Source organism: Pantoea sp. S-LA4, assembly GCF_054482835.1.
The window spans coordinates 436,548-462,042 of record NZ_JBTLRC010000002.1; the positions used below are offsets into that span (position 1 = coordinate 436,548).

The following is a 25,495-nucleotide window of genomic DNA, read 5'->3' on the forward strand; positions in this document are numbered from 1 at the left end:
ATTTTTGTCGTTCGAGCGGCCTTGATTGAGGGTTATCGTGAAACTGGATGAAATTGCGCGCCTGGCAGGCGTGTCGCGCACCACGGCCAGTTATGTCATTAATGGCAAAGCGCGGCAGTATCGTGTCAGCGACAAAACCGTTGAGAAAGTGATGGCGGTGGTGCGTGAGCACAATTACCACCCTAACGCGGTGGCGGCTGGCCTGCGTGCCGGGCGTACGCGATCCATTGGCTTAGTTATTCCCGATCTTGAGAATACAAGTTATACCCGCATCGCAAATTATCTTGAACGTCAGGCACGCCAGCGTGGCTATCAGCTGCTGATCGCCTGTTCGGAAGACCAGCCTGATAATGAGATGCGCTGCATTGAACATCTGCTCCAGCGGCAGGTTGATGCGATTATCGTCTCAACCTCGTTACCGCCAGAGCATCCGTTTTACCAGCGCTGGATCAACGATCCGCTACCGATTATCGCCTTAGACCGCGCGCTCGATCGTGAGCACTTCACCAGCGTGGTGGGCGCCGATCAGGATGACGCTTATATGCTGGCGGCGGAATTACGGCAGCTTGAGGTGAAGAATGTGCTGTTCCTCGGCGCATTGCCTGAGCTTTCGGTCAGTTTCCTGCGCGAGATGGGATTCCGCGAGGCGTGGAAAGAGGATACCCGTCCGATTGACTACATCTACTGCAACAGTTTTGAGCGCAGCGCAGCGGCCGCACTGTTCGAACAGTATCTTGAAGATCACCCGATGCCTGAAGCGCTGTTCACCACCTCGTTTGGTCTGCTGCAGGGCGTAATGGATGTCACGCTGAAACGTGACGGGCGGCTTCCCACCGAGCTGGCTATTGCCACTTTTGGCGACCACGAATTACTGGACTTTCTGGAGTGTCCGGTACTGGCGGTCGGTCAGCGTCACCGGGATGTGGCAGAGCGGGTACTGGAATTGGTTTTAGCGTCGTTAGACGAACCGAGAAAACCTAAACCGGGTTTAACCCGCATCCGGCGTAATTTATACCGCCGTGGACAATTAAGCCGGAAAGTTAAATGAGTCACGGGCAGTATTACTGCTGCCCGCCGTTTTAAATTGCTGTTCTGACATCGACAAAAAAATCACTTGAGGTAAAAAAGCGTAAATTCTGCTCATTGAATCTAACAAATCAAAAAGCTTTATTTATATTATTTGTTTATATCTTCAACAAACCTTCTTCCCCGTCTTGCCTGAAGCCGCTGGGCTTCCTTTCGGAAATCCCCTAAAATGCCGCCGCCGTCTCAGAAACCACGATAAATATTTAGCGCTTTACATTGTTTCATTTTTAGCCATTTTTTTGCGCGCCGCTATTTTTATTCAGGTATTCATCGGTTTAATTTTTATTTTTCCCCCTTTTTTGAATATATCGACACCGGAGGCTAATTTTCCGGCCTGTAAAGAGTGATATTCAACTGCCGCTCCGGCTTGACAAGGATTTCATCGGGTCCTTAAACTCGTTTCGTGGTAAAAAGTGGGATAAAGTGGCGTAAATGGGTAACCAGGGGGTAAGGCTGACATGTTCCGTGGAGCAACGTTAGTCAATCTCGACAGTAAAGGGCGGCTCGCTGTACCAATGCGATATCGCGATTTACTGAACGGTGAGTCGCAGGGGCAGATGGTCTGTACCATCGACCTCCACCAGCCATGCCTGTTGCTTTATACCCTGCCCGAATGGGAAATCATTGAAAAAAAGCTTGCTCGCTTATCCAGTATGAACCCGCTTGAGCGCCGCGTGCAGCGCCTGTTGTTGGGGCATGCCAGTGAGTGTCAGATGGACAATGCAGGCCGCTTGTTGCTGGCGAATACGCTTCGTCAGCACGCCAAATTAACCAAAGAAGTGATGCTGGTTGGACAGTTCAACAAGTTTGAACTGTGGGATGAACAGACCTGGTATCAACAAGTCAGGGAAGATATTGACGCAGAACAGTCGGCTCAGGAACCTTTATCTGAGCGGTTGCAGGACTTGTCGCTATAGCTATGCAGGAAAATTTTAAACATACCACCGTGCTGTTAGATGAGGCGGTTAACGGCCTCAACATCAGGGAAGACGGCATCTACATCGACGGCACGTTTGGTCGTGGCGGTCACTCGCGCTTAATTCTTTCGCACCTTGGCGCGGAGGGAAAGCTGATCGCTATCGATCGTGACCCGCAAGCTATTGCCGCGGCCGCTGAGATCACCGACCCGCGTTTCTCAATTATTCATGGTCCTTTTTCCGCGCTGGCAGAGTACGTTTCTGAGCGTGAATTAGTCGGTAAAATTGACGGCATTTTGCTCGATTTGGGCGTCTCATCGCCGCAACTGGATGATGCCGAACGCGGCTTTTCCTTTATGCGCGATGGACCGCTGGATATGCGGATGGACCCGACGCGCGGCCATTCTGCCGCGGAATGGTTGCTCCACGCCGAAGAAGCGGACATCGCTTTCGTGCTGAAGACCTACGGTGAAGAACGTTTTGCTAAACGTATCGCCCGCGCCATTGTCGAGCGCAACCGCGAGCAGCCGATGACCCGGACCAGAGAACTGGCAGAGGTGATCGCCGCCGCTACGCCGATCAAAGATAAGTTCAAACATCCGGCGACGCGCAGTTTCCAGGCGATTCGCATCTGGATCAACAGTGAACTGGAAGAGATCGACATTGCGCTGAAAGGCGCGGTTGAGGTACTGGCGCCGCAGGGACGGCTGTCGGTGATCAGCTTCCACTCGCTGGAAGATCGGCTGGTGAAGCGCTTTATGCGCGATCAGAGCCGCGGACCACAAGTGCCGGCCGGATTACCCATGACCGAACAGCAGTTACGTGCGCTGGGCGGACGTGAACTGAAGTTGCTGGGCAAACTGTCGCCGGGCGACGCGGAAGTCGCTGAGAACCCACGCGCGCGCAGTTCGGTATTACGTATTGCGGAGAAGACCGACGCATGATCGGTAATGAGCGCCACAGCCTGCCCGCCGTAATTGGCGGGGATCTACTGCGAAAAGGCAAGATCCCGTTTCTGCTGCTGATCGCCGTGCTGGTTTCTGCGGTACTGGTGGTTACCACCACGCATAAAACGCGGTTGCTGACCGCACAGCGTGAGCAACTGGTGCTGGAGCGTGATGCGCTTGATATCGAGTGGCGCAACCTGATCCTGGAAGAGAACGCGCTGGGCGATCACAGCCGTGTTGAACGAATCGCAACCGAGAAGCTGCAATTGCAGCACGTTGATCCTTCACAAGAAAATATTGTGGTGCAGAAATAAGGACCTCAGATAGCGAATGAGCGGCGCAGGCAGAACGCTGAAGTTGAAGAAACCGGAAGATAAAGCCAGCTTTGTAAGCTGGCGTTTTGCGTTGCTGTGCGGCTGTATTTTGCTGGCGCTGGGAGGCTTACTGTCGCGTGTGGCCTGGCTGCAGGTTATTAACCCTGACAAGCTGGTGAAAGAGGGCGATCTGCGCTCGCTGCGCGTGCAGGCGGTGCCGACCTCGCGCGGCATGATCAGCGATCGCGCTGGCCGTCCGCTGGCGGTGAGCGTGCCGGTTAACGCCATCTGGGCCGATCCTAAAGAACTTCATGCCGGGGGTGGCGTGACGCTGGACAGCCGCTGGAAGGCGCTGTCAGATGCGCTCTCCATTCCTCTCGACCAGCTGGCCGCACGAGTAAACGCCAATCCGAAAGGCCGCTTTGTCTATCTGGCGCGCCAGGTCAATCCGGCTATTGGCGAATATGTCAAAAAACTCAAGCTGCCCGGTATCCATCTGCGCGAAGAGTCGCGTCGCTACTATCCGGCCGGACAGGTCACGTCCCATCTGATTGGTTTTACCAACATCGACGGTCAGGGCATTGAAGGCGTTGAGAAAAGTTTCGATAAGTGGCTGACCGGCGCACCGGGCGAACGTACGGTGCGTAAAGATCGTTTTGGCCGGGTGATTGAAGATATCTCCTCGGTCGACAGTCGCGCCGCGCATAACCTGACGCTGAGTATTGATGAGCGCTTGCAGGCGCTGGTCTATCGCGAACTGAACAACGCGGTGGCCTTTAACAAAGCGGAATCGGGCACGGCAGTGCTGGTCGATGTGAATACCGGTGAAGTGCTGGCGATGGCCAACAGCCCGGCGTACAACCCGAACAACCTCAGCAACACGCCAAAAGATCTGATGCGTAACCGCGCCATCACCGACATCTTTGAACCTGGCTCTACCGTCAAGCCCATGGTGGTAATGACCGCACTGCAACGCGGCGTGGTTAAAGAGAACAGCGTACTGAATACCGTGCCGTACCGCATTAATGGTCATGAGATCAAAGATGTGGCGCGCTACAGCGAACTGACCCTGACAGGGGTCTTACAGAAGTCGAGTAACGTCGGGGTTTCACGTCTGGCGTTAGCGATGCCATCCTCAGCGCTGGTAGATACTTACGCGCGCTTTGGACTGGGCAAACCGACCAATTTGGGGCTGGTCGGGGAAAGCAGTGGCTTATACCCTCAAAAACAACGGTGGTCTGACATAGAGAGGGCCACCTTCTCTTTCGGCTACGGGCTAATGGTAACGCCGTTACAGTTAGCGCGAGTCTACGCAACCATTGGCAGCTATGGCATTAATCGCCCGCTGTCGATTACCAAAGTCGATCCGCCGGTCGCGGGACAACGCGTTTTCGATGAGTCACTGGTTAAAACCGTGATGCATATGATGGAAAGCGTGGCGCTGCCCGGTGGCGGTGGTGTTAAAGCGGCGATTAAAGGCTATCGCATCGCGATCAAAACCGGTACGGCGAAAAAGGTCGGGCCGGATGGACGCTACGTCAATAAATACATTGCTTATACCGCAGGTGTCGCGCCTGCCAGTCATCCTCGATTCGCGCTGGTGGTGGTGATCAACGATCCCCAGGCCGGCAAGTATTACGGTGGTGCGGTCTCTGCGCCGGTGTTTGGTGCCATCATGGGCGGCGTATTACGCACCATGAACATCGAGCCGGATGCGTTACCGACCAATGACAAGAACGAGTTGGTGACTAACAGAAGTGAGGAATCAAGTGACAGATCGTAACCTGCGCGACTTACTCAGCCCCTGGGTGCCAGGCGCGCCGGCGCGTCCACTGCGTGACATGACACTGGATAGCCGTATTGCGGCATCCGGCGATCTGTTTGTCGCTGTTGCAGGCCATCAGGCCGATGGACGCCGTTTCATTCCGCAGGCGATTGCACAGGGCGTAGCCGCCGTGATCGCGGAAGCGGAAGGAGAGGCGGCCGACGGCGAAATCCGTGAAATGCACGGCGTACCGGTTATCTATCTGACGCAGCTGCATCAGCGTCTTTCGGCACTGGCTGGCCGTTTTTACCAGCAGCCGGGTGAAAAACAGACGCTGATTGGCGTCACCGGCACCAACGGTAAAACCACTACTACCCAGCTGCTGGCGCAGTGGGCCAGCCTGCTGGGCGAAACCAGTGCGGTCATGGGTACAGTAGGTAACGGATTGATCGGTCAGCTTATCCCGGCTGAAAACACCACCGGCTCGGCGGTCGATGTGCAGCATCTGCTGCACGATCTGGCAGAACAGGGCGCTACGCTGACTGCGATGGAAGTCTCGTCGCACGGGCTGGTGCAGCATCGTGTGGCGGCGCTGCCGTTTGCAGCCGCTGTGTTTACCAATCTCAGCCGCGATCACCTCGATTATCACGGTGATATGCAGCGCTATGAGTCCGCTAAATGGCTGCTGTTCTCTGAGCATCAGGTCGGACAGGCGATTCTGAACGCCGATGATGAAGTCGGCCGTCGCTGGCTGGCAAATCTGCCTGATGCGGTCGCCGTAACGATGGAAAATAATTTACAGCCTGGCTGTCACGGTCGCTGGCTGAAAGCCGACGCGGTGCAGTATCACGATAACGGCGCGCATATCCGTTTCAGCTCCAGCTGGGGCGAAGGCGAAATCGACAGCCGTCTGATGGGCGCGTTCAACGTCAGCAATTTACTGCTGGCGCTGGCGACGCTGCTGGCGCTCGACTATCCGCTTGATGCGTTGATCAACACCGCACCGCAGTTACAGCCGGTCAATGGCCGGATGGAAGTGTTCAGCGCTGCCGGCAAACCAACGGTGGTGGTGGATTATGCCCATACGCCGGATGCGCTGGAAAAAGCGCTGGAAGCGGCGCGGCTGCACTGCAAAGGTCAGCTGTGGTGCCTGTTTGGCTGCGGCGGCGATCGCGACAAAGGCAAACGTCCATTGATGGGGGCCATCGCTGAGCAGTTCGCCGATCGGGTGGTGATCACTGACGACAATCCACGCAGCGAAGATCCGCAGGCAATTGTGCAGGACATTCTGACCGGCTTGCTGGACCCAGGCCGTGCCCGCGTCGTTGCGGGCCGCGCGCAGGCGGTCACCAGCACCATTATGCAGGCGAAGCCGGAAGATATCGTGCTGGTGGCGGGTAAAGGTCACGAAGATTACCAGATCATCGGCAATCGCCGGCTGGACTACTCCGATCGCGCCACGGTAGCGGCGCTGCTGGGAGGCGCGGCATGATTCCGGTCTCCTTACATACGCTCGCGGAAATCACCGGCGGCACGCTGTATGGCAGTGATTTAACCGTAACTGACGTCACCACCGACACCCGCAAGGTGACGGCGGGCAGCCTGTTTATCGCGATTGTGGGTGAGCGTTTCGATGCCCATGACTTCGTCGGCGACGCGATTGCTAACGGCGCGCAGGCATTGCTGGTGAGTAAGCATTTACCCGTCGCGGTCCCTCAGGTGGTGGTTGCCGACACCCGACTCGGTTTTGGCAAGCTGGCGGCCTGGGTTCGTCAGCAGTCGACCGCCCGCGTGGTGGCACTGACCGGTTCATCCGGTAAAACCTCGGTTAAAGAGATGACCGCGTCGATCCTGCGTCAGTGTGGTGAAACGCTCTATACCGCCGGTAACCTGAATAACGATTTTGGTGTTCCGATGACGCTGCTGCGTCTGACGACAGACCATGAGTATGCGGTGATTGAGCTGGGTGCCAATCATCAGGGCGAAATCGCCTACACCACCGATCTGGTGCGGCCGGAAAGTGCGCTGGTGAATAACCTGGCGGCGGCGCATCTGGAAGGCTTTGGTTCGCTGGCCGGTGTCGCCAAAGCTAAAGGCGAGATTTTTATGGGCTTGCCCGCCAACGGCACGGCAATCCTCAACGCGGATAGCAACGACTGGCCGAACTGGCAGGCACATCTGCAGGGCCAGACGGTCTGGCGCTTCTCGCCTGACGCGGCGGGATGTGACTTCACTGCCCGCGACATCACCATTGCGCAGGATGGCACCCATTTTGTGATGGTCACGCCGCGCGGTGAAGTGGCGATTACGCTGCCGCTACCGGGACGGCATAACATTGCCAACGCGCTGGCCGCCGCGGCCCTGGCGCTGTCGGTTGATGCGCCACTGAGCGCGGTCCAGCAGGGTCTGAAAACCTTGCAGTCGGTACCGGGGCGTTTATTCCCGATACGCTTAAATGCGCACCAGTTGCTGCTGGATGACAGCTATAACGCCAACGTCGGATCGATGACCGCCGCGGCCCAGGTGTTGTCAGAAATGCCGGGTTACCGGGTGATGGTGACCGGCGATATGGCGGAACTGGGTGATGAGAGCGAGCAGTGTCACCGTGAAGTCGGACTGGCGGCGCGTGCCGCGGGTATCGATCGGGTACTGAGCGTGGGTAGCGTGAGTCAATTGATCAGCGAGAGCAGTGGTGCTGGCGAACATTTCAGCGATAAAACTGCGCTGACTGAACGTTTGCGTCAGCTGTTGTCCGAACACAAAGAAATGACTGTCTTGATTAAGGGTTCGCGTAGTGCCGCCATGGAGCAGGTAGTACAGAGCTTACAGGAGAAAGGAACATGTTAGTTTGGCTGGCCGAGCATCTGGTCGCTTTTTATTCCGGCTTTAACGTCTTTTCGTATCTGACGTTTCGCGCCATTGTCAGCCTGCTGACCGCGTTATTTATCTCGCTGTGGATGGGACCGCGCCTGATTGCCTGGCTGCAAAAATTGCAGATTGGCCAGGTGGTGCGTAACGATGGTCCGGAATCGCACTTCAGTAAGCGCGGTACGCCGACCATGGGCGGTATCATGATCCTCACCTCTATTACCATCTCGGTGCTGATGTGGGCCTACCCGTCTAACCCGTATGTCTGGTGCGTGCTGGTGGTTCTGATCGGATTCGGCATCATCGGTTTTGTTGACGACTACCGCAAGGTGGTGCGCAAAGACACCAAAGGCCTGATCGCCCGCTGGAAATATTTCTGGATGTCGGTGATTTCGCTGGGTGTTGCGTTTGCGCTTTATGTGGCGGGAAAAGATACGCCCGCCACGCAGCTGGTGGTGCCGTTTTTCAAAGACATCATGCCGCAGCTTGGTCTGTTCTATGTGGTGCTGGCCTACTTTGTGATTGTCGGTACCGGCAACGCCGTCAACCTCACCGATGGCCTTGATGGGCTGGCGATTATGCCGACGGTATTTGTCGCGGCGGGCTTCGCGCTGGTCGCCTGGGCAACCGGTAACGTGAAGTTTGCCGAGTACCTGCACATACCTTATCTGCGTCATGCCGGTGAGCTGGTGATCGTCTGTACCGCCATCGTCGGGGCAGGGCTGGGGTTCCTGTGGTTCAACACCTATCCAGCCCAGGTCTTTATGGGCGATGTGGGATCGCTGGCGTTAGGCGGCGCGCTGGGCACCATTGCGGTGTTGCTGCGTCAGGAGTTTTTACTGGTGATCATGGGCGGCGTATTTGTGGTTGAAACGCTGTCGGTGATCCTGCAGGTGGGATCGTTTAAGTTGCGCGGCCAGCGTATTTTCCGCATGGCGCCGATCCATCACCACTATGAACTGAAGGGCTGGCCGGAACCGCGCGTCATTGTGCGCTTCTGGATTATTTCGCTAATGCTGGTGCTGATTGGCCTGGCCACGCTGAAGGTGCGTTAATCATGGCTGACTATCGGGGTAGAAAAGTCGTCATCATCGGGTTAGGCCTTACCGGTCTCTCCTGTGTTGATTTCTTTTTAGCGCAGGGCGTAACGCCTCGCGTGATGGACACCCGTGTGTCGCCGCCGGGGCTGGAGAAATTGCCAGCGCAGGTGGAACGCCATCTGGGCGGCATTAATGCTGACTGGCTGCTGGATGCTGACCTGATTGTCGCCAGCCCGGGCGTCGCGCTGGCGCATCCGATTCTCAGCGAGGCGGTCGACGCCGGGATTGAAATCGTCGGTGATATCGAGCTGTTCTGCCGTGAAGCGCAGGCACCGATTGTGGCGATTACCGGCTCCAACGGCAAAAGCACCGTCACCACGCTGGTCGGCGAGATGGCGAAAGCCGCTGGCTGGCAGGTGGGCGTAGGCGGGAATATTGGTCTGCCGGCGCTGAGCCTGCTGCAATCGCCGGCGCAACTCTATGTGCTGGAGCTCTCCAGCTTCCAGCTTGAGACTACCCACAGCCTGAAAGCGGCGGCGGCGACCGTACTTAACGTCACCGAAGATCACATGGATCGCTATCCGCTCGGTATGCAGCAGTATCGCGCCGCCAAGCTGCGCATCTATGAAAATGCGCAGGTCTGTGTGGTCAATGCCGATGATGCCCTGACCATGCCGGTTCGTGGCGCGGATGCGCGCTGCATCAGCTTTGGTATCGACTTTGGTGACTATCACCTCAACAAGCAGCAGGGCAGCGTCTGGCTGCGGGTGAAGGGCGAGAAGGTGCTGAACACCGCTGAAATGAAGCTGGTGGGGCAACACAACTATACCAATGCGCTGGCTGCACTGGCGCTGGCCGATGCGGTCGGCCTGCCACGCGCCTCCAGCCTGGCGGCGCTCACCAGCTTCAACGGCCTGGCGCATCGCTTCCAGCTGGTACATGAACATCAGGGCGTGCGCTGGATCAATGACTCTAAAGCCACCAACGTCGGCAGCACCGAAGCCGCGCTGAATGGCCTGCAGGTCAGCGGTACCTTATGGCTGCTGCTGGGCGGCGACGGCAAATCAGCCGATTTCTCCCCGCTGACGCCTTATCTGCAGGGCGATAATCTGCGGATCTACTGCTTTGGCCGTGATGGCGATGCGCTGGCCGCGCTGCGTCCGGAGATTGCCGTACGCACCGAAACGCTGCGTGAGGCGATGGAGCAGATCGCCCCGCAGGTGAAGTCAGGCGACATGGTGCTGTTGTCACCGGCCTGCGCCAGTCTCGATCAGTTCCGTAATTTTGAGCAGCGTGGCGAACAGTTCGCGCAACTGGTGAAGGAGCTGAGCTGATGCGTATTCCTGGCGCCGGACTGGCGCGTTTCTTCTCAGGCCGCCTGCAGGATTGGGTGATGGGGGCGCGCGAAAGCGATGACACCTCGCTGGTACTGTATGACCGCACGCTGCTGTGGCTGACGCTCGGCCTGGCGGTAATTGGTTTTGTGATGGTGACTTCCGCCTCTATGCCGGTGGGTCAGCGTCTTAATGACGATCCGTTTTACTTCGCCAAGCGTGATGCGTTTTATATCGCGCTGGCAATCGGCATGGCGCTGGTGACGCTGCGGGTGCCGATGGATTTCTGGCAGCGCTACAGCAACGTCATGCTGATGGCCTCGGTGGCGATGCTGCTGATTGTACTGGTAGTGGGTAGCTCGGTTAACGGCGCGTCGCGCTGGATCGCGCTCGGACCGCTGCGTATTCAGCCAGCAGAACTCTCCAAGTTAACCCTGTTCTGCTATCTCGCCAGCTATCTGGTGCGCAAAGTGGAAGAGGTGCGTAACAACTTCTGGGGCTTCTGTAAGCCGATGGGCGTGATGGTGGTGCTGGCAGTGCTGCTGCTGGCGCAGCCGGACCTCGGTACCGTGGTGGTGCTGTTCGTGACCACACTGGCGATGCTGTTCCTGGCGGGGGCCAAGCTGTGGCAGTTCCTGGCGATTATCGGCTCCGGCATCTTTGCTGTGGTGCTGTTGATCATCGCGGAACCGTACCGTATGCGCCGCGTCACCTCCTTCTGGAACCCGTGGGAAGATCCGTTTGGCAGCGGCTACCAGCTGACTCAGTCGCTGATGGCGTTTGGTCGCGGTGAATTCTGGGGCCAGGGGCTGGGTAACTCGGTGCAGAAACTGGAATATCTGCCGGAAGCACACACCGACTTTATTTTCTCGATTATCGGTGAAGAACTCGGCTACATCGGTGTGGTTATGGCGCTGTTAATGGTATTCTTCGTCGCTTTTCGTGCGATGTCGATTGGCCGCCGTGCCCTGGAGCTGGATCAGCGTTTTTCCGGCTTTCTGGCCTGTTCAATCGGTGTCTGGTTTAGCTTCCAGGCGCTGGTCAACGTCGGCGCGGCAGCCGGTATGTTACCGACCAAAGGTCTGACGCTGCCACTGATCAGTTATGGCGGGTCGAGTCTGATTATCATGTCGACCGCCATCGTCTTTTTGTTACGCATAGATTATGAAACGCGACTGGCAAAAGCGCAGGCGTTTACCCGAGGTGGTCGATGAGCAGTAAGCGATTGATGGTGATGGCGGGCGGAACCGGTGGGCATGTCTTTCCCGGTCTGGCTGTCGCCCATCATCTGATGGAACAGGGCTGGCAGGTCCGCTGGTTAGGCACCGCCGACCGTATGGAAGCGGATTTAGTGCCAAAGCACGGCATCGACATCGATTTTATCCGCATCAGCGGACTACGTGGCAAAGGCTTTAAGGCGTTACTGCTGGCTCCGCTGCGCATCTTTAACGCCTGGCGTCAGGCGCGCCGCATCATGAAAGCCTGGCAACCGGATGTGGTGTTAGGAATGGGCGGCTATGTTTCCGGACCCGGCGGTTTAGCGGCCTGGAGCTGTGGCATCCCGGTGGTGCTGCATGAGCAGAACGGCATTGCCGGCCTGACCAACAAGTGGCTGGCGAAGATCGCCACCAAAGTGCTGCAGGCGTTTCCCGGTGCCTTTCCCCGGGCTGATGTGGTCGGCAATCCGGTGCGTACCGATGTGCTGGCTCTGCCGCTGCCGGCTGAGCGTCTGGCCGGTCGCACGGGTCCGATCCGGGTACTGGTGATTGGCGGCAGTCAGGGCGCGCGGGTACTCAACCAGACACTGCCGCAGGTTGCTGCGGAGCTGGGCGAGGCGATCACGCTGTGGCACCAGACCGGTAAAGGCGGCTTGCAGGTGGTGGAAAAAGCCTATCAGCAGGCGGGGCAGCCCCAGCACAAGGTCACCGAGTTTATTGATGATATGGCCGCCGCCTATGCCTGGGCTGATGTGGTGGTCTGTCGCTCCGGTGCCTTAACGGTGAGCGAAGTCGCCGCCGCAGGATTACCCGCGATTTTCGTGCCGTTTCAGCACAAAGATCGCCAGCAGTACTGGAACGCGCTGCCGCTGGAAAAAGCCGGCGCGGCCCGAATTTTTGAGCAGCCGCAGTTTACGGCGGAGGCGGTTGCGGATCTGCTGCGCCACTGGGATCGCCCGACGTTACTGACGATGGCTGAACAGGCCCGTCAGGTTGCGATTCCCGATGCGACCGATCGGGTCGCGCAGGAAGTGGCTCGCGCCGCAAAGTAATCATTCCGGTCAGCGCGTCTGACCCGTGCTCGGGTTGAGCACAAACTGAAAGAGCAGGTAATTGAGAGCGATGAATACACAACAATTGGCAAAACTGCGAACTATCGTGCCCGAGATGCGTCGCGTCCGGCACATCCACTTTGTCGGCATCGGCGGTGCAGGCATGGGCGGTATTGCCGAAGTGTTAGCAAATGAAGGCTACCATATCAGTGGTTCAGATCTGGCCCCTAACCCGGTGACCCAGAACCTGATTGCGCTGGGTGCCACCATTTATTTCAACCATCGCCCTGAAAATGTCACCGACGCCAGTGTGGTGGTGGTCTCCAGCGCCGTTGCGCAGGACAACCCTGAGCTGGTGGCGGCGCGCGAGCAGCGTATCCCGGTGATCCGCCGGGCCGAAATGCTGGCCGAGTTGATGCGTTTCCGTCATGGCATTGCCGTTGCCGGCACCCACGGCAAAACCACTACCACGGCGATGGTATCGAGTATTTATGCAGAGGGCGGCCTCGATCCGACCTTTGTTAACGGCGGCCTGGTAAAAGCCGCAGGCACTCATGCACGTCTGGGCAGCAGCCGTTATCTGATTGCGGAAGCGGATGAGAGCGATGCGTCGTTCCTGCATCTGCAGCCGATGGTGGCGATTGTCACCAACATCGAAGCCGACCATATGGATACCTATCAGGGTGACTTCGAGAATCTGAAGCAGACGTTTATTAACTTCCTGCACAACCTGCCGTTTTACGGCCGTGCCGTGATGTGTGTGGATGATGTGGTGATCCGCGACCTGATCCCGCGAGTGGGGCGTCAAATTACCACTTACGGTTTCAGCGATGACGCCGACTTCCGCATTGAAAATTACCATCAGCGCGGCTCGCAAGGGCACTTTACCCTGGTTCGTCAGGACAAACCGCTGCTGCAGATAACCCTGAATGCGCCGGGTCGTCATAACGCGCTGAACGCGGCGGCGGCAGTGGCCGTAGCCAGCGAAGAGGGCATTGAGGACAACGCAATTCTGGCTGCGCTGGAGAGTTTCCAGGGCACCGGTCGCCGGTTTGATCTGCTGGGTGAATTTCCGACAGAACCGGTTAACGGTCAGACTGGCAGTGCGATGCTGGTTGACGACTATGGCCATCATCCGACCGAAGTGGACGCAACGATCAAAGCGGCGCGCGCCGGCTGGCCGGATAAAAAGCTGGTGATGGTGTTTCAGCCACATCGCTACACCCGTACCCGCGATCTGTTTGATGACTTCGCGAACGTGCTGTCGCAGGTCGATGTGCTGCTGATGCTGGATGTCTATTCTGCGGGTGAAACGGCGATTCCAGGCGCGGACAGCCGCTCGCTGTGCCGCGCGGTTCGCAATCGCGGCAAAGTGGATCCGATTCTGGTGCCGGAACATGACGCACTGCCGGAAATGCTGGCGCCACTGCTCTCTGGCAACGATCTGATTCTGGTGCAGGGTGCCGGCAACGTCGGCAAGGTCGCCCGCAAGCTGGCGGACTGCAAACTGCAGCCGGAACGCAAAGCGGAGGACCGTCATGGCTGACAAAGTCGCCGTATTGATGGGCGGTACATCCGCCGAGCGCGAGGTTTCACTGATGTCGGGTCAGGCTGTACTGGCCGGACTGCGTGAAAGCGGTATTGATGCGCACGCCGTCGACACCCGCGATGTGTCAGTGCTGACACTAAAAGAGCTGGGCTTTACCAAAGCCTTTATCGCCCTGCATGGCCGCGGCGGCGAAGATGGCACGCTGCAGGCGGTGCTGGAGTTCCTGCAACTGCCCTATACCGGCAGCGGCGTGATGGCATCCGCAGTGACCATGGACAAGCTCCGCACCAAACTGCTGTGGCAGGGACGCGGCTTGCCGTCGGGTCAGTTTGTCTGGCTCACGCGCCAGCAGTTCGATGCCGGACTGGATACCGCGACCGATGCCGCCATCGCGGCGCTGGGTCTGCCCTTATTCGTCAAGCCCGCCTGTGAAGGCTCCAGCGTCGGGATCAGCCGGGTCAACACGCTGAGTGATTTGCCTGACGCGCTGGCGACGGCGTTTCAACACGACGATAACGTGCTGGTTGAAGCGTTTCTCAGCGGTGCGGAGTACACGGTGGCGATTGTCGGCGATCGCATTCTGCCGTCGATTGAAATAAAGAGCGCCAGCGAGTTCTATGACTATGAAGCAAAATATATTTCTGACGATACTCAGTACGTCTGTCCGGCCGATCTGAGCCCGGCGCGTGAAGCGGAATTGCAGCAGCTGGTGCTGGCAGCCTGGCATGCGCTGGGTTGTCGCGGCTGGGGCAGGGTGGATGTGATGGCCGACGGTGCAGGCAACTTCCAGTTGCTGGAAGCTAATACCTCACCGGGAATGACCAGCCACAGCCTGGTGCCGATGGCAGCGAAACAGGCCGGAATGAGCTTCGCGCAGCTGGTTGCCCATATTCTGGAGCTGGCCGACTGATATGTCACAGGCGGCGATGAGAGTTCGAAACCGTGAACCGCAGGAGCGTATACGCACCGGGCGCAGTAACGGAGCCCGACTGTTCGGCATCGTTTTTTTGCTGATCGTAATCGGGATTATGATTTCTGGCGGGCTGGTGGTGCTGAAGTGGATGAACGATGCATCGCGGCTGCCGTTGTCGAAACTGGTGGTGACGGGACAAACCCATTACACCACCCACGATGACATCCGCCAGGCGATTTTGTCACTTGGCGCGCCGGGCACCTTTATGTCGCAGGATGTGGATATTCTGCAGCAGCAGATCGAGCGGCTGCCGTGGATCAAGCAGGTCAGCGTGCGTAAACAGTGGCCGGACGAACTGAAGATACATCTGGTGGAGTATACGCCGGTGGCGCGCTGGAACGATCTGCACATGGTAGACGCGGATGGCGTCTCCTTCAGCGTGCCGGCCAACCATATCGGCAAGGAGACTCTGCCGATGCTGTATGGGCCGGAAGGCAGCGAGAAAGAGGTGCTGGCGGGTTTTCACAGCATGGACGATGTCCTGAAGGCGAGAAAGTTTACCCTGAAGGTCGCGTCGATGACGGCCCGGCGTTCATGGCAGCTGGTCACCAGCGACGATGTGCGCATCGAACTGGGGCGCAGCGACACCATGAAGCGCCTGAACCGCTTTATTGAGCTCTACCCGGTGCTGCAACAGCAAGGTCAGAACGAGAGCAAACGTATCAGCTACGTGGATTTACGATACGACTCGGGCGCCTCTGTTGGCTGGACGCCGGTCGTGATGGAGCCACAGGACAGTAATCAGCAACAGAACCAGGCACAGGCTAAACAACAATGATCAAGGCAACGGACAGAAAACTGGTAGTTGGACTCGAAATTGGCACCGCGAAGGTTGCCGCCCTGGTTGGGGAAATTCTGCCCGATGGTATGGTCAACATTATTGGGGTGGGCAGCTGCCCGTCCCGCGGTATGGATAAAGGTGGCGTGAATGACCTTGAGTCGGTGGTGAAATGCGTTCAGCGCGCCATCGATCAGGCTGAGCTGATGGCGGACTGCCAGATTTCCTCCGTCTACCTTGCGTTATCGGGCAAACATATTAGTTGTCAGAACGAAATCGGGATGGTTCCGATTTCCGAAGAGGAAGTGACTCAGGATGATGTGGAGAACGTAGTGCATACCGCTAAGTCGGTGCGTGTGCGTGACGAGCATCGCATCCTGCATGTTATTCCTCAGGAATACGCCATCGATTATCAGGAAGGGATCAAAAACCCGGTCGGACTGTCCGGCGTGCGCATGCAGGCAAAAGTGCACCTGATCACCTGCCACAACGATATGGCGAAAAATATTGTAAAAGCCGTTGAACGTTGTGGCCTGAAAGTTGACCAACTGATTTTTGCCGGCCTGGCGTCCAGTTTTGCGGTCCTGACCGAAGACGAACGTGAGCTGGGTGTCTGTGTTGTCGACATCGGTGGCGGTACAATGGACATTGCCGTATATACCGGCGGCGCTTTACGGCACACTAAGGTTATTCCTTATGCAGGCAACGTGGTCACCAGCGACATCGCCTATGCCTTTGGCACACCGCCGACCGATGCAGAAGCGATCAAAGTGCGTCACGGTTGCGCGCTGGGATCGATTGTCGGCAAAGATGAGAACGTTGAGGTGCCGAGCGTCGGTGGACGTCCACCGCGCAGCCTGCAACGTCAGACGCTGGCCGAAGTGATTGAGCCGCGTTATACCGAGCTTTTGAATCTGGTCAATGACGAGATTCTGCAGTTACAGGAACAACTGCGTCAGCAGGGCGTGAAGCACCACCTGGCCGCGGGCATAGTCCTGACCGGCGGTGCGGCGCAAATTGAAGGACTGGCGGCCTGTGCGCAACGCGTATTCCATACGCAGGTGCGCATTGGACAACCGCTGAATATTACCGGCTTAACTGACTATGCGCAGGAGTCATACTACTCCACCGCGGTGGGACTGTTGCATTACGGCAAAGAGTCGCACATGAACGGCGATGCCGAGACCGAAAAACGGGTCTCTGTAGGCAACTGGTTCAAGCGCATCAATAGTTGGTTGAAAAAAGAGTTTTAATTTTTGTGAAAGGGGATCATGCTGTTTTCTTTAGTGATCTCCAGGCGACAGGCACATAACGGAGAGAAATCATGTTTGAACCTATGGAATTAACCAATGACGCGGTGATTAAAGTCATCGGCGTCGGCGGTGGCGGCGGTAACGCCGTAGAGCACATGGTACGCGAGCGTATCGAAGGTGTAGAATTCTTCGCTGTGAATACCGACGCGCAAGCGCTGCGTAAAACAGCTGTCGGCCAGACGATTCAGATCGGTAATAACATTACCAAAGGTCTGGGTGCGGGTGCGAACCCGGAAGTCGGCCGTAACTCTGCAGAAGAAGATCGCGAAGCACTGCGTTCTGCGCTGGAAGGGGCAGACATGGTGTTTATCGCAGCGGGCATGGGCGGCGGTACCGGTACCGGTGCAGCACCTGTGGTGGCGGAAGTGGCGAAGGATCTCGGTATCCTGACCGTTGCTGTTGTCACCAAGCCGTTCAACTTCGAAGGCAAAAAGCGCATGGCGTTTGCCGAGCAGGGGATCGCGGAACTCTCTAAGCATGTCGATTCACTGATTACTATTCCAAACGACAAGCTGCTGAAAGTTCTGGGTCGTGGTATCTCTCTGCTGGATGCTTTTGGCGCGGCTAACGACGTGCTGAAAGGTGCGGTTCAGGGTATTGCCGAACTGATTACCCGTCCGGGTCTGATGAACGTCGACTTCGCTGACGTGCGCACCGTGATGTCCGAAATGGGCTACGCGATGATGGGTTCAGGCGTTGCCTGTGGCGAAGACCGTGCGGAAGAAGCGGCTGAAATGGCGATCTCCAGCCCACTGCTGGAAGATATCGACCTCTCTGGCGCGCGCGGCGTGCTGGTCAACATTACGGCTGGTTTCGACCTGCGTCTGGATGAGTTCGAAACCGTGGGTAACACTATCCGCGCCTTCGCTTCTGACAACGCGACCGTTGTAATCGGTACCTCACTCGATCCGGAAATGAACGACGAACTGCGCGTCACCGTGGTGGCAACCGGTATCGGCATGGACAAACGTCCAGAAATTACGCTGGTGACTAACAAGCCTGCCAGCCAGCCAGTGATGGATCATCGCTATCAGCAGCACGGTATGTCACCGCTGCCGCAGGAGCAGAAACCGGCGGCCAAAGTGGTTAACGACCAGGCTGCGCAATCGAACAAAGAGCCAGACTACCTTGATATTCCGGCATTTTTGCGTAAGCAGGCCGACTAGGATTAACCCTATAATTGGGTTTCTCCGCTCTTTGTGCTAAAGTGTCTGCCCGCTGGTAAAGTATACTGGCGGTCGGAAAGGTAATATTGCGAGATAATACGATGATCAAACAAAGGACACTAAAACGTATTGTTCAGGCGACTGGCGTCGGTTTGCATACCGGCAAGAAAGTCACCCTGACATTACGCCCTGCGTCGGCTAATACCGGGGTCATCTATCGTCGCACCGACTTGAATCCACCGGTAGATTTTCCGGCTGATGCAAAATACGTGCGCGACACCATGCTGAGTACCTGCCTGGTGAATGATGAAGGCGTGCGTATTTCAACGGTCGAACACCTTAATGCCGCCCTGGCGGGTCTGGGTATCGATAACATTATTGTTGAAGTCGATGCACCGGAAATCCCGATCATGGATGGCAGCGCAGCACCGTTTATCTATCTGCTGATGGATGCGGGTATCGAGCAGCTCAACAGCGCGAAGAAATTTGTGCGCGTTAAGCAGACCGTGCGTGTAGAAGAGGGTGACAAATGGGCCGAGATCAAACCGTACAACGGTTTCTCGCTCGACTTCACCATCGACTTCAAACACCCGGCGATCGATTCCAGCTCGCAGCGTTATGCGATGAACTTCTCTGCTGACGCCTTTGTTCGTCAAATCAGCCGGGCGCGTACATTTGGCTTTATGCGTGAAATCGAATATCTGCAGTCTAAAGGCCTGTGCCTGGGCGGTAGCTTAGATTGTGCGATAGGTCTGGATGATTTCCGCGTACTGAATGAAGAAGGCCTGCGTTTTGAAGACGAGTTTGTCCGTCACAAAATGCTGGACGCTATCGGCGACCTGTTTATGTGTGGTCATAACATCATTGGCGCATTTACTGCGTTCAAATCGGGCCACGCACTGAACAACAAGCTGCTGCAAGCGGTTCTGGCTAAGCAGGAAGCCTGGGAATGGGCAACCTTCGAAGACGAAGCTGAACTGCCGCTGGCATTCAAAGCACCGAATCTGGTTCTGGCTTAATTACCTCAGAACGTGAAACGGCTGGTTATGCTGACACCCTCTCCGGTCAGCGGCACCAGCCGTTTTTTTATTGCTTTCATTCCTGCTCCCGGCTATTGCGACACGGCTCGCATCACACCGTTTTTTTGCTGAATTGATGTACAATCACGCGCGATTTCTCGCACCGCCACTTTAATCCCAGGTGTGGATGCCCCACATTAGTGATACTATCTCTGGCGCTTTTACAGGCTGAATACCGCTGCGGCTCGCGGCGGACGAACAAAAACGGAAGCGCAACAGAGCATGCGCGATGGAAAGGTTGTGATCGGAATTCTTCTGCGCTGGCGACAATTAGGTAGACGCTATTTCTGGCCTCATCTCCTGTTAGGGATGGTCGCGGCCAGTCTCGGCTTACCTGCCTGCGCGCAAAGTTCTGAACTCAATACCTCGTCTGAATCGCCAGCCAGTAGCCTGTTTATGGGTAACGCCGCGCGCTTTGATCACCTGATTCGCCTTCAGGAAGCGGCACGCCGTCCCAGTTTTAATGTCGACTACTGGCACCAGCACGCCATCCGCACTGTTATTCGCCACCTCTCTTTCACGCTCACGCCCCAGGCGCAGGCGGAACAGCAGACGTTGCCGCTGGCGGCTCAAAAGCTGGCGTTGATCGATTCGCTGCATGATTTACTGACATCTCACTCTGCGCTGCGCGCTGCGCCGCAGACGCTCTCAACGCCGCCTCTGTTTACCGCGCCAACCCGCTCATGGGTTGAATGGCATGCCCGCGTGCATGGTATTCGCGCCGGACCCGCCCGATTGTTCTGCTAATATTTTTGGTTTTATTCACTCTGTTTAGATTTTGCAGGCCGGAATGCTCCGGCTGAATTGAGAATATATTTACTATGTTAATCAAAATGTTAACCAAGGTTTTTGGTAGCAGTAACGATCGTACTCTGCGTCGCATGCGTAAAGTGGTAGACGTCATCAACAAGATGGAGCCGGATTTTGAAAAGCTCTCTGATGATGAACTGAAAGGCAAAACCGAACTGTTCCGCGAACGTCTGAAAAAAGGCGAGACGCTGGAAAGCCTGATTCCGGAAGCGTTTGCTACCGTGCGTGAAGCGAGTAAGCGTGTGTTCGGTATGCGTCACTTTGACGTCCAGCTGATTGGCGGTATGGTGCTGAACGACCGCTGCATCGCGGAGATGCGTACCGGTGAAGGTAAAACCCTGACCGCAACGCTGCCAGCCTATCTGAATGCGCTCTCGGGTAAAGGCGTACACGTCGTTACCGTCAATGACTATCTGGCACAGCGTGATGCCGAGAATAACCGCCCACTGTTTGAATTCCTCGGCCTGACCGTCGGTATTAACATGTCGGGTCTGCCTGCAGTGGCGAAGCGCGAAGCGTACGCGGCTGACATCACTTACGGCACCAACAACGAATATGGCTTCGATTACCTGCGCGACAACATGGCTTTCAGCCCGGAAGAGCGCGTGCAGCGTAAACTGCATTACGCGCTGGTGGATGAAGTTGACTCCATCCTGATCGATGAAGCGCGTACGCCACTGATCATTTCAGGACCCGCGGAAGACAGTTCTGAGCTCTACACCAAAGTGAACAAGATCATCCCGCATCTGGTTCGCCAGGATAAAGAAGATACGGAAACCTATCAGGGTGAAGGCGACTTCTGGGTCGATGAAAAAGCGCGTCAGGCGCATATGTCTGAACGCGGTCTGGTCAAAGTGGAAGAGCTGCTGGTCAGCCAGGGCATCATGGAAGCGGGCGAATCCCTCTATTCGCCGACCAACATCATGCTGATGCACCACGTTACTGCGGCACTGCGCGCCCATGCACTGTTTACCCGCGATGTCGATTACATCGTGAAAGATGGCGAAGTGGTGATCGTGGATGAACACACCGGTCGTACCATGCAGGGTCGTCGCTGGTCTGACGGTCTGCATCAGGCGATTGAAGCCAAAGAAGGCGTTGAGATCCAGAACGAGAACCAGACGCTGGCCTCTATCACTTTCCAGAACTACTTCCGTATTTACGAAAAACTGGCCGGTATGACCGGTACGGCAGACACCGAAGCGTTCGAATTCAGCTCTATCTACAAGCTCGACACCATTGTGGTGCCGACCAACCGCCCGATGGTGCGTAAAGATCTGGCCGATCTGGTCTACATGACCGAGAAAGAGAAGATCGATGCGATCATCGAAGATATCCGTGAGCGGACCGCCAACGGCCAGCCGGTACTGGTCGGGACTATTTCGATTGAAAAATCGGAAGTGGTCTCGAACGAACTGACGCGTGCCGGTATCAAACACAACGTTCTGAACGCCAAATTCCACGCCCGCGAAGCGGAGATCGTGGCCCAGGCGGGTCAGCCTGGTGCGGTCACCATCGCCACCAACATGGCCGGTCGTGGTACCGACATTATGCTCGGCGGCAGCTGGCACGCTGAAGTCGCTGAACTGGAAAACCCGACCGAAGCACAAATCGAAGAGATCAAAGCCGCATGGCAGATTCGCCATGATGCAGTACTGGCGTCCGGTGGTTTGCACATTGTCGGTACCGAGCGTCACGAATCGCGTCGTATCGATAACCAGCTGCGTGGTCGTGCTGGTCGTCAGGGTGATGCCGGTTCTTCACGCTTCTACCTGTCAATGGAAGATGCGCTGATGCGTATTTTTGCCTCGGATCGCGTCTCAAACATGATGCGTAAACTGGGGATGAAGCCAGGTGAAGCGATTGAGCACCCTTGGGTCACCAAAGCTATTGCCAACGCGCAGCGTAAAGTGGAAAGCCGTAACTTCGATATTCGTAAGCAGCTGCTGGAATATGATGATGTAGCCAACGATCAGCGTCGCGCCATCTACAGCCAGCGTAACGAACTGCTGGATGTGTCGGATGTGAGCGAAACCATCAACAGCATTCGCCATGACGTCTATAAAGCGACCATCGATACCTACATTCCGCCGCAGTCACTGGAAGAGATGTGGGATGTGCCGGGTCTGGAAGAGCGTCTGCGTACCGATTTCGATCTTAACCTGCCGATTGCGGAATGGCTGGATAAAGAGCCGGATCTGCATGAAGAGGTGCTGCGTGAGCGCATCATGACGCATGCGATGGAAAACTATGCCGCCAAAGAAGAGGTGGTTGGCGCTGAGATGATGCGTAACTTCGAAAAAGGCGTGATGTTGCAGACGCTGGATTCGCTGTGGAAAGAGCATCTGGCAGCGATGGACTACCTGCGTCAGGGTATCCATCTGCGTGGTTACGCGCAGAAAGATCCGAAGCAGGAGTACAAACGTGAGTCGTTCGCCATGTTTGCCGCCATGCTGGAGTCACTGAAATATGAAGTGATCAGTACGCTGAGCAAAGTGCAGGTGCGGATGCCGGAAGAGGTTGAAGCGATGGAGCAGCAACGTCGCGAAGAGGCTGAACGTCTGGCCCAGCAGCAGCAACTGAGTCACGTTGAAGAAGAGACGCTAGCGGCAGAAGCGCTGGCGCAGCAGAGTGGCGAACGCAAAGTCGGCCGCAACGATCCCTGCCCATGTGGTTCAGGTAAAAAGTATAAGCAGTGCCACGGTCGTCTGGCCTGAGATTAAGCACTGATGAAAAAGGAGCCTCTGGCTCAATGCTGATCAGTTAAGGTTAGATTTGCAAGGCTGTCACGGTTAAACGTGGCAGCTTTTTTTTGGGCAGGCGTGCCGGAGGGCGGGCCTGCGCACCTCTGCTGCTGCCGGGCTGTGAGGCAGAGAAATGAAGTGAAGGCACCGCGCAGCGGCGCGAGGACCGCGCCAGCCCCGGCCCGGCACCAGACTGCGTTATCACCTGTCGCTAAACTGACGAGCATTAGCCTCTGGCTCCTTTTTTATTGCCTCAGCGTTGAGCCGGATGAGGGCGGCAGGCCAAAGCGATTAACATCCGTCACACCCTGTTTTACACTCATCCTTCATTCATCCAACATTACCAGGATATTCTTCATGAAGCACCTGCAGGTCGCGGTTGGTATTATCCGCAATGCCAATAAACAGATTTTCCTTGCTCAGCGCGCAGCAACCTCCTATATGGCCAATAAATGGGAGTTTCCCGGCGGCAAGATCGAAGCGGGTGAGAGCGCTGAACAGGGGTTGATTCGCGAGTTGCATGAAGAGACCGGCATCGAGGTTACCGAGGCGCATCCGATTGGACAGGCTGACCACAGTTATGAGGATTTACGGGTAACGCTGCACTTCTTCCTGGTCGAAGGCTGGAAGGGCGAGCCGTGGGGCAAAGAGGGGCAGCCGCAACGTTGGGTTGATCAGCAGGCGTTGGTCGCCGAGGAGTTTCCGCCGGCCAATCACCCACTGATTGCTCGCCTGGTCGCCGGCGAGCTCTGACAGGGCGGAGCCGTGGGCTCCACCTGACGATTAATGGTCCTCTTCACTCCAGTTATCGCTGTCATTCAGGTCGCCGCTGCTGGGAATACGTTTCTCTTCAGCGGCCCATTCCCCTAAATCGATCAGCTGGCAGCGCTTGCTGCAAAACGGCCGCCACGGGCTGAGCTCATCCCAAATCACATCTTTGCCGCACTGTGGACAGGCGACGGTCATCACTTCTTGCTGCATATTCACCTCTAACAACAGGCCAGTTGAAAATTGAGTCGGGCCGGAACCTCGCCACGCTCACTATCAAGCGGCATAAAACGAATGGCATAACGGCTTTTATGTCCGGAGACCTGCGGATAGAGCGCATCCTCCAGCGACAGCTGCAGGCGCAGCAGGTCCGCACCTTCAGCATTGTCCTGATAAAAGCCATTCAGGCTGGTCTGGGTACGAAATGTGCCTGACTGACGGATCAGATCGAGGATCATCGCCAGCGCATGATGCAGCGGCACCAGCGTCTGCATCCAGGCCTCGACCTGAGCATCGCGCGCTTCCTGCGGCAGGTGCAGCCAGATGTGCAGGCCGGGCAAATCAAAACTACAGCAGCCGCCTGGGATACTCAGACGCTGGCGCACCAGCGCAATCAGGCGATCCTCACGCAGTTGCTGCCCCATCCGTGGCGCATTCATCAGCTGGGTTGCCTGCATTTTTAACTTGTCACGCAGGGCATCGACCAGCGTCATATCCACGCCGGGCACATCCGCCCAGGCGCGGAGCTTCTGCTGCTGGCGCTCCAGCTCTTTCAGTAACTCGGTGCGCATATCGCCGCGCTCAAAAATATCGAGCAGTTCGCCGATCAGACGAAAAAAGGTCAGGGCGTTGACGGTTTTATCCAGCGGGATGGTCTCATCTAACTGATTAATCAGAAACTCAACCCGTAGCCAGGTGCGCATTTTTTCATTCAGGGGATGTTCAAACAGAACGGGTGTGCTCATGGTGTTAATCCTGTTTCGTTGCCGCCAGCCTGAGATAGCGCTGATGAAGTTCGGCAACCTGTGGCAATGCGTCTTCAGGCTCGCCACTGTTATCAATAATGTCATCGGCACAGGCGAGGCGTTGCTGCCGCGTGGCCTGTGCCGCAAGAATACGTTGCGCCTGAGCAAGTGAAATCTGGTCGCGCTGTCGGGTGCGGGCGATCTGCGTCGCTTCGTCGACATCAATCACCAGTACCCGATCAGCCTGGTGCTGTAGCTGATTTTCTACCAGTAATGGCACTACCCACAGCACATAAGGCGAAGTGGCTTCGGCGATCAGCTGTTGGGTGCGGGCGTTAATCAGCGGATGCAGCAGCGCGTTTAACCAGTTTTTCTCTTCCGGCGTCTGAAAAATAATATCGCGTAACCGCGCACGATCCAGGCTGCCCTGTTCGGTCAGGATAGCGGCGCCATAACGCGCTTCTATCGCCTGTAACGCGGGCGTTCCGGGCTCAACGACTTCCCGTGCAATCAGGTCAGCATCGATAATGTTGACCCCGAACGCAGCAAACTGCCGGGCAATCGAGCTTTTACCGCTACCGATTCCCCCTGTCAGCGCTATGGTATAGGGCCTATTTCCCATCTGACTTCTCTTTTGGACACAGGTTCATGTTAAAGGTCTGGTTCACAAAGGCAAAAATGCGCGCCAGATCACAACGATAACACTCAGCTAAATTTAACGGATTGTAGCGTAAATAAAGTGAAATTCGCAGTCTTGTCGCCGGACGATACGCGCGTATCATAAGGTCACTGGAGCCGTGCTGGCTTCGC

23 protein-coding genes are annotated in these 25,495 nt (G+C 56.5%); 20 read left to right on the forward strand and 3 right to left on the reverse strand.

Annotation, left to right across the window (positions count from 1 at the left end; all coding sequences use genetic code 11):
- The first annotated feature begins 37 nt into the window (after positions 1–37).
- The 20 genes from cra to mutT all read left to right on the forward strand — a co-directional run bounded on the left by cra (position 38) and on the right by mutT (position 23,705).
- Positions 38–1,048: a catabolite repressor/activator gene (gene cra, locus ACX3P5_RS02815; RefSeq protein ID WP_233985311.1), complete on the forward strand. Its 1,011-nt coding sequence runs from the start codon at positions 38–40 to the stop codon at positions 1,046–1,048.
- A gap of 496 nt (positions 1,049–1,544) precedes the next feature.
- Entirely contained in the window at positions 1,545–2,003 is a 459-nt protein-coding gene (mraZ, locus tag ACX3P5_RS02820; RefSeq protein WP_094119257.1) for a division/cell wall cluster transcriptional repressor MraZ, read from the forward strand.
- 2 nt (positions 2,004–2,005) lie between these two features.
- Complete coding sequence (rsmH, locus tag ACX3P5_RS02825) at positions 2,006–2,947, forward strand: 16S rRNA (cytosine(1402)-N(4))-methyltransferase RsmH (RefSeq protein ID WP_233985310.1); 942 nt, start codon at positions 2,006–2,008, stop codon at positions 2,945–2,947.
- Complete coding sequence (gene ftsL / locus ACX3P5_RS02830; protein ID WP_094119258.1) at positions 2,944–3,264, forward strand: cell division protein FtsL; 321 nt, start codon at positions 2,944–2,946, stop codon at positions 3,262–3,264. The genes rsmH and ftsL overlap by 4 nt, the downstream gene beginning before the upstream one ends.
- A 16-nt stretch (positions 3,265–3,280) precedes the next feature.
- Positions 3,281–5,047: a peptidoglycan glycosyltransferase FtsI gene (locus ACX3P5_RS02835; RefSeq protein WP_094119259.1), complete on the forward strand. Its 1,767-nt coding sequence runs from the start codon at positions 3,281–3,283 to the stop codon at positions 5,045–5,047.
- The gene (murE, locus tag ACX3P5_RS02840; protein WP_233985309.1) at positions 5,034–6,521 is read left to right on the forward strand and encodes a UDP-N-acetylmuramoyl-L-alanyl-D-glutamate--2,6-diaminopimelate ligase; all 1,488 of its coding nucleotides are present in this window, start codon (positions 5,034–5,036) and stop codon (positions 6,519–6,521) included. Before ACX3P5_RS02835 ends, murE begins: the two co-directional genes overlap by 14 nt.
- A complete protein-coding gene (gene murF, locus ACX3P5_RS02845) occupies positions 6,518–7,876 on the forward strand; it encodes a UDP-N-acetylmuramoyl-tripeptide--D-alanyl-D-alanine ligase (protein ID WP_458968268.1) in 1,359 nt (452 codons plus the stop codon). The genes murE and murF overlap by 4 nt, the downstream gene beginning before the upstream one ends.
- Positions 7,870–8,952, forward strand: a complete 1,083-nt coding sequence (gene mraY / locus ACX3P5_RS02850) for a phospho-N-acetylmuramoyl-pentapeptide-transferase (RefSeq protein ID WP_094119262.1) — start codon at positions 7,870–7,872, stop codon at positions 8,950–8,952. Before murF ends, mraY begins: the two co-directional genes overlap by 7 nt.
- Positions 8,953–8,954: 2 nt before the next feature.
- Positions 8,955–10,271 carry a UDP-N-acetylmuramoyl-L-alanine--D-glutamate ligase gene (murD, locus tag ACX3P5_RS02855; protein WP_233985307.1) on the forward strand — a complete coding sequence of 439 codons (1,317 nt, stop codon included), beginning with the start codon at positions 8,955–8,957 and terminating at the stop codon, positions 10,269–10,271.
- Positions 10,271–11,485: a cell division protein FtsW gene (gene ftsW / locus ACX3P5_RS02860; RefSeq protein ID WP_233985306.1), complete on the forward strand. Its 1,215-nt coding sequence runs from the start codon at positions 10,271–10,273 to the stop codon at positions 11,483–11,485. The genes murD and ftsW overlap by 1 nt, the downstream gene beginning before the upstream one ends.
- Positions 11,482–12,540, forward strand: a complete 1,059-nt coding sequence (murG, locus tag ACX3P5_RS02865; RefSeq protein WP_336755854.1) for an undecaprenyldiphospho-muramoylpentapeptide beta-N-acetylglucosaminyltransferase — start codon at positions 11,482–11,484, stop codon at positions 12,538–12,540. Before ftsW ends, murG begins: the two co-directional genes overlap by 4 nt.
- A 70-nt stretch (positions 12,541–12,610) precedes the next feature.
- Positions 12,611–14,086, forward strand: coding sequence for a UDP-N-acetylmuramate--L-alanine ligase (gene murC, locus ACX3P5_RS02870; RefSeq protein ID WP_336755853.1), 1,476 nt, complete (start codon positions 12,611–12,613; stop codon positions 14,084–14,086).
- Positions 14,079–14,999 carry a D-alanine--D-alanine ligase gene (locus ACX3P5_RS02875; protein WP_458968269.1) on the forward strand — a complete coding sequence of 307 codons (921 nt, stop codon included), beginning with the start codon at positions 14,079–14,081 and terminating at the stop codon, positions 14,997–14,999. Before murC ends, ACX3P5_RS02875 begins: the two co-directional genes overlap by 8 nt.
- Position 15,000: 1 nt before the next feature.
- Positions 15,001–15,840 (forward strand): cell division protein FtsQ, encoded by an 840-nt coding sequence (gene ftsQ, locus ACX3P5_RS02880; RefSeq protein ID WP_233985302.1) that lies wholly within the window; start codon positions 15,001–15,003, stop codon positions 15,838–15,840.
- Positions 15,837–17,093 carry a cell division protein FtsA gene (gene ftsA / locus ACX3P5_RS02885; protein WP_003854739.1) on the forward strand — a complete coding sequence of 419 codons (1,257 nt, stop codon included), beginning with the start codon at positions 15,837–15,839 and terminating at the stop codon, positions 17,091–17,093. The genes ftsQ and ftsA overlap by 4 nt, the downstream gene beginning before the upstream one ends.
- 71 nt (positions 17,094–17,164) lie before the next feature.
- Entirely contained in the window at positions 17,165–18,319 is a 1,155-nt protein-coding gene (gene ftsZ / locus ACX3P5_RS02890) for a cell division protein FtsZ (protein WP_009092127.1), read from the forward strand.
- A gap of 101 nt (positions 18,320–18,420) precedes the next feature.
- Positions 18,421–19,338 carry a UDP-3-O-acyl-N-acetylglucosamine deacetylase gene (lpxC, locus tag ACX3P5_RS02895; protein ID WP_031376704.1) on the forward strand — a complete coding sequence of 306 codons (918 nt, stop codon included), beginning with the start codon at positions 18,421–18,423 and terminating at the stop codon, positions 19,336–19,338.
- A gap of 300 nt (positions 19,339–19,638) precedes the next feature.
- On the forward strand, positions 19,639–20,145 hold the full coding sequence (gene secM, locus ACX3P5_RS02900) for a secA translation cis-regulator SecM (protein ID WP_233985301.1): 507 nt from the start codon (positions 19,639–19,641) through the stop codon (positions 20,143–20,145).
- A gap of 74 nt (positions 20,146–20,219) precedes the next feature.
- Complete coding sequence (gene secA / locus ACX3P5_RS02905) at positions 20,220–22,925, forward strand: preprotein translocase subunit SecA (RefSeq protein WP_233985300.1); 2,706 nt, start codon at positions 20,220–20,222, stop codon at positions 22,923–22,925.
- 384 nt (positions 22,926–23,309) lie between these two features.
- Positions 23,310–23,705, forward strand: a complete 396-nt coding sequence (gene mutT, locus ACX3P5_RS02910; protein WP_458968270.1) for an 8-oxo-dGTP diphosphatase MutT — start codon at positions 23,310–23,312, stop codon at positions 23,703–23,705.
- Between the two features lie 30 nt (positions 23,706–23,735).
- On the opposite strand, the gene yacG is transcribed toward mutT, so the two are convergent.
- From yacG to coaE, 3 genes are read right to left on the reverse strand one after another with little or no spacing between them, the layout of a single operon-like run.
- Positions 23,736–23,933 (reverse strand): DNA gyrase inhibitor YacG, encoded by a 198-nt coding sequence (yacG, locus tag ACX3P5_RS02915; RefSeq protein WP_031376700.1) that lies wholly within the window; start codon positions 23,931–23,933, stop codon positions 23,736–23,738.
- Between the two features lie 8 nt (positions 23,934–23,941).
- Positions 23,942–24,685: a cell division protein ZapD gene (gene zapD, locus ACX3P5_RS02920; protein ID WP_233985298.1), complete on the reverse strand. Its 744-nt coding sequence runs from the start codon at positions 24,683–24,685 to the stop codon at positions 23,942–23,944.
- 4 nt (positions 24,686–24,689) lie between these two features.
- Positions 24,690–25,307 (reverse strand): dephospho-CoA kinase, encoded by a 618-nt coding sequence (gene coaE, locus ACX3P5_RS02925; protein ID WP_233985297.1) that lies wholly within the window; start codon positions 25,305–25,307, stop codon positions 24,690–24,692.
- Positions 25,308–25,495 lie beyond the last annotated feature (188 nt).

Coding starts and splice junctions, on each gene's coding strand:
- mraZ (WP_094119257.1), top strand. CDS start 1,545: ATGTTCCGTGGAGCAACGTTAGTCAATCTCGACAGTAAAGGGCGGCTC.
- rsmH (WP_233985310.1), top strand. CDS start 2,006: ATGCAGGAAAATTTTAAACATACCACCGTGCTGTTAGATGAGGCGGTT.
- ftsL (WP_094119258.1), top strand. CDS start 2,944: ATGATCGGTAATGAGCGCCACAGCCTGCCCGCCGTAATTGGCGGGGAT.
- ACX3P5_RS02835 (WP_094119259.1), top strand. CDS start 3,281: ATGAGCGGCGCAGGCAGAACGCTGAAGTTGAAGAAACCGGAAGATAAA.
- murF (WP_458968268.1), top strand. CDS start 6,518: ATGATTCCGGTCTCCTTACATACGCTCGCGGAAATCACCGGCGGCACG.
- mraY (WP_094119262.1), top strand. CDS start 7,870: ATGTTAGTTTGGCTGGCCGAGCATCTGGTCGCTTTTTATTCCGGCTTT.
- murD (WP_233985307.1), top strand. CDS start 8,955: ATGGCTGACTATCGGGGTAGAAAAGTCGTCATCATCGGGTTAGGCCTT.
- ftsW (WP_233985306.1), top strand. CDS start 10,271: ATGCGTATTCCTGGCGCCGGACTGGCGCGTTTCTTCTCAGGCCGCCTG.
- murG (WP_336755854.1), top strand. CDS start 11,482: ATGAGCAGTAAGCGATTGATGGTGATGGCGGGCGGAACCGGTGGGCAT.
- murC (WP_336755853.1), top strand. CDS start 12,611: ATGAATACACAACAATTGGCAAAACTGCGAACTATCGTGCCCGAGATG.
- ACX3P5_RS02875 (WP_458968269.1), top strand. CDS start 14,079: ATGGCTGACAAAGTCGCCGTATTGATGGGCGGTACATCCGCCGAGCGC.
- ftsQ (WP_233985302.1), top strand. CDS start 15,001: ATGTCACAGGCGGCGATGAGAGTTCGAAACCGTGAACCGCAGGAGCGT.
- ftsA (WP_003854739.1), top strand. CDS start 15,837: ATGATCAAGGCAACGGACAGAAAACTGGTAGTTGGACTCGAAATTGGC.
- ftsZ (WP_009092127.1), top strand. CDS start 17,165: ATGTTTGAACCTATGGAATTAACCAATGACGCGGTGATTAAAGTCATC.
- lpxC (WP_031376704.1), top strand. CDS start 18,421: ATGATCAAACAAAGGACACTAAAACGTATTGTTCAGGCGACTGGCGTC.
- secA (WP_233985300.1), top strand. CDS start 20,220: ATGTTAATCAAAATGTTAACCAAGGTTTTTGGTAGCAGTAACGATCGT.
- mutT (WP_458968270.1), top strand. CDS start 23,310: ATGAAGCACCTGCAGGTCGCGGTTGGTATTATCCGCAATGCCAATAAA.
- yacG (WP_031376700.1), bottom strand. CDS start 23,933: ATGCAGCAAGAAGTGATGACCGTCGCCTGTCCACAGTGCGGCAAAGAT.
- zapD (WP_233985298.1), bottom strand. CDS start 24,685: ATGAGCACACCCGTTCTGTTTGAACATCCCCTGAATGAAAAAATGCGC.
- coaE (WP_233985297.1), bottom strand. CDS start 25,307: ATGGGAAATAGGCCCTATACCATAGCGCTGACAGGGGGAATCGGTAGC.